Raw genomic sequence first — 5752 nt, 5'->3', positions numbered from 1 at the left:
CGTTCCACGCGTGGGCGGGGGCGGCGGGGACGTCGTCGGCCCCGCGCGGCGGCGGTGACATCGGGCAGGCCCTGCTCGCCGCGTACGCGCGCGAACTGCCGCTCGCCGAGCCCGCATTGCCCTGGCACGCGCTGCGCACCCCGGTGGCCGATCTCGCCGCCGCCCTCGCCATCGCCGCCGGGGCGCTCGGCAAGGTCGCGGCGGACGTCCTGACGCTCTCCCGCACCGAGATCGCCGAGGTCTCCGAAGGCGCGGGGGGCGGTTCGTCGGCCATGCCGCACAAGGCCAATCCCGTACGCGCCACGCTCATCGCCGCCGCCGCGCGGCGCGCGCCCGGCCTCGCGGCCACGCTGCTCGGTTCTCTCGTGGCCGAGGACGAACGGCCGCCGGGCGCCTGGCACGCCGAGTGGGAGCCGCTGCGTGACCTGCTCCGCCTGGTGGGCGGCGCGGCCCGCGACGCGGCGGGGCTCTCCGAGGGTCTGCGGGTCCATCCGGAGGCCATGCGCGCCCATCTGGCCCTGACGGACGGCCTGATCGTCTCGGAGCGCCTGGCGGCGGAACTCGCGCCACGGCTCGGCCGTGCCAGGGCGAAGGACCTGGTGACGGAGGCGGCGGCACGGGCGAGGACCGAGGGCCGCTCCCTGGCCGAGGCCTTGAGCGAGGGGCTGCGACGGGAAGGGGCCGTGCCGGGGTCCGGCGGAGTGGATGAGCGAGCCCCGTCGGCAGGCCTCGACCTCACCGGACTCACCGACCCCGCCCAGTACACCGGCTCCGCCGGAGTTCTCACCGACCGTGCTCTGGAGCGACGTTGACACGCGTAGGACTGTTGCATCACACCGTTGAGGGCGTCGGCGGTGCGGCGCCGCTGGTGCTCGGGGCGTCGCTCGGGACCTCGTCGCGGCTCTGGGACGGGGTGGCTCCCGGGTTGTCCGGGGTGCTGCGGGTCGTGCGGTGGGATCTGCCCGGACACGGGCGCTCACCGGCCGGGCTGATCGGAGCCGGTGCCACCGTCGGGGAGCTCGCCGGGCTCGTGCTCGGGCTCGCCGACTCGCTCGGGACCGGCCGCTTCGCGTACGCCGGGGTCTCGATCGGTGGCGCCGTCGGGCTGCACCTCGCGGTCCACCACCCGGAGCGCGTGACGAGCCTCGCCGTGATCTGTTCGTCGGCGCACTTCGGCGGCGCCGGGCCGTGGCAGGAGCGGGCGGCGACCGTGCGCCGCGAGGGGCTCGGCGCGCTGGCCGACGCGGCCCCCGGGCGCTGGTTCACCCCGGGTTTCACGGTGCCCGCCCTCGTCGCGGACCACCGCGCCGCCGATCCGGCCGCGTACGCCGCGTGCTGCGACGCGCTGGCCGCCTACGACCTGCGGGACGACCTCGCGGCGATCACCGCGCCGACCCTGGTGATCGCCGGTCGCGAGGACCCCGCCACGCCGCCCGCGCACGCCCGCGAGATCGCCGACGCGGTGCCCGGCGCCTCCCTCATCGAGCTCACGGGGGCCTCTCACCTGGCACCCGCCGAACGTCCGGACACCGTCGCGGCGGCCCTGCGCGTCCACTTCACGGGCCCCGCGGCCGAGGCCCGACCGTACGGCGGGCCGTGACGGGCGACGCCGATTCGCCCCGGGTCGCGCGCCGGGCGCGGCGGGAGGCCCGGGTCAGCGCGGGGGCCAGTGGCCCGCCCTCCGCAGCTCGTGGTGGAGCGCCCACGCGTCCGCCACCGGCCCCAGGTGCCCGAGCTTGTCGGGGTTGACCACCATCCGGATCGCCTGGACACGCCCGTCGAGCACGTCGAGCGCCCAGGTGTGCAGCACCCTGCCGTCCCGGTCGCGGAAGACCGCACCGGGCTGGCCGTTGATCTCCCGCGCCGCGAAGGTGATGTCGGCCCGGGCGAGGCGGGGGATGACGGCGGCGAGCAGCCGGGCCACGTTGTCCGCGCCGAGGACGGACCTGGCGAGCTGCGGCGCCTTGCCGCCGCCGTCGCCGACCAGCGACACATCGCCCGCGAGCAGGTCCCGCAGCGCCCCGACGTCACCCTCGCGCAGGGCGTCGAAGAACCTGGCCGACAGCGCCTCCCGCTCCGCCCGGTCCGCCGCGAAGCGCGGCCGCCCGGACCGCATGTGCCCCCGCGCCCGCACCAGAAGCTGACGGCACGCCGGCTCCGAGCGCCCCACCGCCGCCGCGACCTCGTCGAACCCGAAGCCGAACACCTCGCGCAGCACGAACACCGCCCGCTCCAGCGGGCTGAGCCGCTCAAGGAGCAGCAGGGCCGCCATGGAGACGGAGTCGGCGAGCTCCGCCGAGCGCGCCGGGTCCTCGTACGGGTCGTCCAGGAGCGGTTCGGGGAACCAGGGGCCGACGTACTGCTCGCGCCGCGCCCGCGCGGAGCGCAGCACGTCGATCGAGACGCGGGTCACCGCCGTCGAGAGGAACGCCTTGACCGAGTCGGGCCTGGTCGTCGAGGCGTCGAAGCGCAGCCACGTCTCCTGCACCGCGTCCTCGGCCTCGCTCACGCTGCCTAGGACGCGGTAGGCGATGGAGAAGAGCAGCGGCCGCAGCTCCTCGAACGCGTCGGCCTTGCTCACGCGTGCGCCTGTCCCGCCACGTAGTCGCCCGCGGGCCGCTGAGCGATGACATTGAGCCGGTTCGCCATGTTCATCATGGAGATCAGCAGTACGAGGGTGGTCAGCTGCTCCTCCTCGTAGTGCTTGGCGGCGTTCGCCCATACCTCGTCGCCGACCCCGCCCGCCGCGTCCGCGACCCGGGTCCCGTCCTCGGCGAGCGCCAGCGCCGCGCGCTCCGCCTCGGTGAAGACCGTGGCCTCGCGCCACACCGCCACGAGATTGAGACGCACGGCGCTCTCACCGGCGGCGGCGGCCTCCTTGGTGTGCATGTCGACGCAGGCGGCGCAGCCGTTGATCTGGCTGACGCGGAGCGCCACGAGCTCCTGGGTGGCGTCCGGCAGGGGGGACTGCTTGAGCGCCTTGTGGCAGGCCATGAAGTTCTTGAAGATCTTGCCCGCGGTGGGGCTCGCGGAGTAGTCGAGGCGTGCGTCCATGGTGTGCTCCTCAAGGGTTCGTCCGTGCCTACACCCTGGGGACGAGACGGCCGGGCCCCTTGTGACACGGGCGGATGTGACCTGCGTCTCCCGGGGGCGCGGTTCCCGCGGACGCCGCTCAGCGCGCCCCGTACACCGGCTGCGGCGCCGCCGCGTCGGCGAGGAGTCCCCGGGCTGTCTCCCCCGCCTCGGCCGGGGTCCAGCGGGCGCCCTTGTCGGCGGCCGGGCCCGGCCGCCAGCCCTCCATGACGGTGATGCGGCCCGCCTCAGCCTCGAAGACGCGTCCGGTGACGCCCCCGGACGCGGGTGAGCCGAGCCAGACGACGAGCGGCGACACGTTCTCCGGCGCCATCGCGTCGAAGCCGCCGTCCTGGGGCGCGGACATGGTGTCGGCGAAGGTCGTCTCGGTCATCCGGGTACGGGCGGCGGGGGCGATGGCGTTGACGCGCACTCCGTAGGAGGCCAGTTCGGCGGCGGCCACCAGGGTGAGGCCCAGTATCCCGGCCTTGGCCGCGCTGTAGTTGCCCTGCCCGACGCTGCCGTGCAGGCCCGCACCCGAGCCGGTGTTGACCACGCACGCGTGCGGCACGCGACCGGCCTTGGCCTCGGACCGCCAGTGCGCCGCCGCGTGCTTCAGGGGCAGGAAGTGGCCCTTGAGGTGGACGCGGAGCACGGCGTCCCAGTCCTCCTCGTCGAGGTTGACCAGCATCCGGTCGCGCAGGAACCCCGCGTTGTTGACGAGCGTGTCGAGACGGCCGTACGTGTCCAGGGCGGCCCGCACCAGCGAGGCGGCGCCGTCGGAGGTGGCGATGTCACCGCCGTGCGCGACCGCTTCGCCGCCCGCCGCGCGGATCTCCTGGACCACGTCGTACGCGGGGCCTCCCGGCCCTTTTGGCGCACCTGGACCGGCGGGGCCGCCCGCCGAACCGTCGGCCCGTACGCCCAGGTCGTTGACGACGACCCGGGCGCCCTCGGCGGCGTACGCGAGCGCGTGGGCACGGCCGAGGCCGCGGCCCGCTCCCGTGACGATCACGACGCGGCCCGCGCAGAGTCCGGAAGGCATCGACGTCATGGGCTGCCCCTTTCGTGGTGAGGGTTGTTCAGTGGTTGACCGGCGCTGCGTCGAGGAACGCGGGGCGTTCACCGCCGCCGTGCAGATGGAGCGCGGCGCCGCTGATGTATCCGGCGCGCCCGGAGGCGAGGAACACGCAGGCGTCGCCGACGTCGGAGGGGTCGGCGAGGCGGCCGAGCGGCACGGTCCTCGCCACCCGGGCGACGCCCTCCGCGTCGCCGTAGTGCAGGTGCGCGCTCTCGGTGCGGGCGAGCCCGAGCACGACGGTGTTGACGCGGACGGCCGGGGCCCATTCGACCGCCATGGTCCGGGCGAGGTTCTCCAGACCTGCCTTGGCCGCTCCGTAGGCCCCGCTGCCCGGCGAGGGGCGGCTGCCGCTGACGCTGCCGATCATCGTGATGCTGCCGCCGGTGGCCTGGGAGCGCATCACCTCGTACGCCGCGAGCGAGGCGTACAGCGGGGCGAGCAGGTTCAGTTCGACGATCCTGGCCTGGCGGGCGGGGGCGGTGTCGGCGAGCAGGCCGTAGGGCGTGCCGCCCGCGTTGTTGACGAGGGCGTCCACCGCGCCGTGAGCGGCGGCGACTTCACCGAAGAAGGCATGCGTGGCCGCCGCGTCGCGCAGGTCGAGCGGGCGGTACTCGGCGGTGGCGCCCGCCGCTTCGACCGGTTTCCCGGGCGGTCTGCGGGCGCAGACGACGACGCGGGCACCCGCGGCGAGGAAGCCGCGGGCGATACCGGCGCCGACGCCGCGGGTGCCGCCGGTGACGACGACCACCTGTCGGGTGTCAGTCATCGCTGCTACCTTTCCAACTAACAAATGTTTGGTTGAAGGCGTGTGGGTGAAAGGTAGCGGATCCTCTGATGTCTGTCTCCACCTCCGTCCCCGACGAGGGCGTGACCGTCGTGACGGTCGACTATCCGCCCGTCAACGCCCTGCCGGTGAAGGGGTGGTATGACCTGGCGGACGCCGTGCGCGCGGCAGGCCGCGACCCCGCCGCGCGCTGCGTCGTCCTGACCGCCGAGGGCCGGGGGTTCAACGCGGGCGTGGACATCAAGGAGATGCGGCGCGGCCCCGGCCACGGCGCGCTCATCGGCGCCAACAGAGGGTGCGCCGCCGCCTTCTCGGCGGTGTACGAGTGCGAGGTGCCCGTCGTCGCCGCCGTGCACGGCTTCTGCCTGGGCGGCGGCATAGGCCTGGTGGGCAACGCGGACGCGATCGTGGCGAGCGAGGACGCCACCTTCGGGCTGCCCGAGCTGGACCGGGGGGCGCTCGGCGCGGCCACGCATCTGGCCCGCCTGGTCCCGCAGCACCTGATGCGCGCCCTGTACTACACCTCGCGCACGGCGACCGCCGCCGAGCTGCGCGCGCACGGCTCGGTCTGGGAAGTGGTCCCGCGCGCCGGACTGCGGGCGGCCGCCCTCGGCCTGGCCCGGGAGATCGCCGCCAAGGACGGCACGCTGCTCCGCTTCGCCAAGGCCGCGATCAACGGCATCGACCCGGTCGACGTACACCGCAGCTACCGCTTCGAACAGGGCTTCACCTTCGAGGCGAATCTCAGCGGCCTGGCGGACCGCATCCGCGAGGACTTCGGCAGGCGAGAAGGGCAGGGACGAGAAGGGCGAGAA

At 74.7% G+C, this 5752-nt stretch carries 6 protein-coding genes and 1 pseudogene; 3 read left to right on the top strand and 4 right to left on the bottom strand.

Annotated features, from left to right (window positions below; translation table 11 throughout):
* Both AB8Z36_RS29870 and pcaD read left to right on the top strand, forming a co-directional pair.
* Positions 1-812 (top strand): lyase family protein (locus tag AB8Z36_RS29870; RefSeq protein WP_369216507.1); only part of this gene is annotated, 812 nt, incomplete at its 5' end.
* A gap of 11 nt (positions 813-823) precedes the next feature.
* Positions 824-1635: pseudogene (pcaD, locus tag AB8Z36_RS29865) on the top strand (3-oxoadipate enol-lactonase); the annotation flags it as partial.
* Between the two features lie 19 nt (positions 1636-1654).
* Here pcaD and AB8Z36_RS29860 read toward each other — a convergent pair.
* The 4 genes from AB8Z36_RS29860 to AB8Z36_RS29845 all read right to left on the bottom strand — a co-directional run bounded on the left by AB8Z36_RS29860 (position 1655) and on the right by AB8Z36_RS29845 (position 4919).
* Positions 1655-2581, bottom strand: a complete 927-nt coding sequence (locus tag AB8Z36_RS29860) for an RNA polymerase sigma-70 factor (RefSeq protein ID WP_369216506.1) — start codon at positions 2579-2581, stop codon at positions 1655-1657.
* Positions 2578-3054, bottom strand: coding sequence for a carboxymuconolactone decarboxylase family protein (locus AB8Z36_RS29855; protein WP_369216505.1), 477 nt, complete (start codon positions 3052-3054; stop codon positions 2578-2580). The genes AB8Z36_RS29860 and AB8Z36_RS29855 overlap by 4 nt, the downstream gene beginning before the upstream one ends.
* A gap of 118 nt (positions 3055-3172) precedes the next feature.
* Positions 3173-4126: an SDR family oxidoreductase gene (locus tag AB8Z36_RS29850; RefSeq protein ID WP_369216504.1), complete on the bottom strand. Its 954-nt coding sequence runs from the start codon at positions 4124-4126 to the stop codon at positions 3173-3175.
* Between the two features lie 28 nt (positions 4127-4154).
* Positions 4155-4919, bottom strand: coding sequence for an SDR family oxidoreductase (locus AB8Z36_RS29845; RefSeq protein ID WP_369216503.1), 765 nt, complete (start codon positions 4917-4919; stop codon positions 4155-4157).
* A gap of 68 nt (positions 4920-4987) precedes the next feature.
* On the opposite strand from AB8Z36_RS29845, the gene AB8Z36_RS29840 reads away from it, so the two are divergent.
* Positions 4988-5752, top strand: a 765-nt coding sequence (locus AB8Z36_RS29840) for an enoyl-CoA hydratase family protein (protein ID WP_369216502.1), incomplete at its 3' end; no start/stop codon positions are given.

This window comes from Streptomyces flavofungini (assembly GCF_041028215.1).
GTDB lineage: Bacteria > Actinomycetota > Actinomycetes > Streptomycetales > Streptomycetaceae > Streptomyces > Streptomyces flavofungini_B.
Note: the sequence above shows the minus strand (reverse complement) of the source record. Positions and strands in the feature narration are given on the sequence as shown.

Excerpts from the sequence above, each read along its gene's own strand:
- AB8Z36_RS29855 (WP_369216505.1), bottom strand. The coding sequence starts at position 3,054 with ATGGACGCACGCCTCGACTACTCCGCGAGCCCCACCGCGGGCAAGATC.
- AB8Z36_RS29845 (WP_369216503.1), bottom strand. The coding sequence starts at position 4,919 with ATGACTGACACCCGACAGGTGGTCGTCGTCACCGGCGGCACCCGCGGC.
- AB8Z36_RS29850 (WP_369216504.1), bottom strand. The coding sequence starts at position 4,126 with ATGACGTCGATGCCTTCCGGACTCTGCGCGGGCCGCGTCGTGATCGTC.